Source organism: Bradyrhizobium sp. 159 (assembly GCF_023073795.1).
Classification (GTDB): Bacteria; Pseudomonadota; Alphaproteobacteria; order Rhizobiales; family Xanthobacteraceae; genus Bradyrhizobium.
The window spans coordinates 1-936 of record NZ_JADPKE010000012.1; the positions used below are offsets into that span (position 1 = coordinate 1).

At 61.0% G+C, this 936-nt stretch carries 1 protein-coding gene; it reads left to right on the plus strand.

Annotation, left to right across the window (positions count from 1 at the left end; all coding sequences use genetic code 11):
• The first annotated feature begins 80 nt into the window (after positions 1-80).
• Complete coding sequence (locus IVA96_RS02240; protein ID WP_247415233.1) at positions 81-905, plus strand: IS5 family transposase; 825 nt, start codon at positions 81-83, stop codon at positions 903-905.
• Positions 906-936: the final 31 nt, after the last annotated feature.

The window sequence follows — 936 nt, forward strand, 5'->3', positions numbered from 1 at the left end:
AGAGCCTGACCGAAAAAGGGTGAGCGGTTTTGGCCGGCTTGTGATTCCTTCGGATTTGCAAAGATTCGAGGGAGGACACCATGCCGTGGACCAAAACCGCTCGCATCCAGTATCAGCGCGATGGACTGCGTTACGCAAGCGATCTGACCGATGCCGAATGGGCGCTGATCGCCCGGAAGATGCCGCCGCGACGGCGATTGGGTCGGCCGCGGGAGGTCGATTTGCGCGAGATCGTCCAGGCGATCTTCTATGTCCTGTGGAGTGGCTGCCAATGGCGAGCCTTGCCGAAGGGGTTCCCGCCATACTCGACAGTGCAGGGCTATTTTTACGCTTGGCGCGACACAGGCAGATGGCAGGAGATTGTCGAATCTCTAGTTCCGAAGGCGCGCCGGCAACTGGGACGAAAGCCCAAACCGACTGCGGCCGTGATCGATAGCCAGACCGCCTCGACGACGGAGGCCGGCGGTCCACGCGGATTCGACGCCGGCAAGCGCCTCCATGGGCGCAAGCGCCATATCGTGACCGACACCAACGGTCTCTTGTTGGCCGCATATGTTCATCCCGCCAACATTCAGGATGTCCATGGCGCCGTGCCCCTGTTGGAAGATTTGCGAGGCCGCTTTCCGAGGCTTCAGCATGTCTTTGCCGACCGAATCTATCGCGGCAAACAGCTCGTCAACGCACTCTCAGACTGCGGGCCCTGGACAATCGAGATCGTCGAGCGACCGCACAGCGCCAAAGGCTTCCAGCTCCTGCCCAGGCGCTGGGTCGTCGAGCGCACCTTTGCATGGTTCGGAAGATGCCGGCGCCTCTCCAAAGACTTCGAACGCTCTGCCGCTACCGAGCTCGCTTGGCTGCTCGCCGCCCATCTAAGGCTCCTAATTCGCCGTCTAGCCAGACCTTGATAGCGTCCACGCGCTTTTTGAGTCAGGCTCT

Bases quoted from the DNA above. Each gene is read 5' to 3' on its own strand.
- IVA96_RS02240 (WP_247415233.1), top strand. From the start codon at position 81: ATGCCGTGGACCAAAACCGCTCGCATCCAGTATCAGCGCGATGGACTG.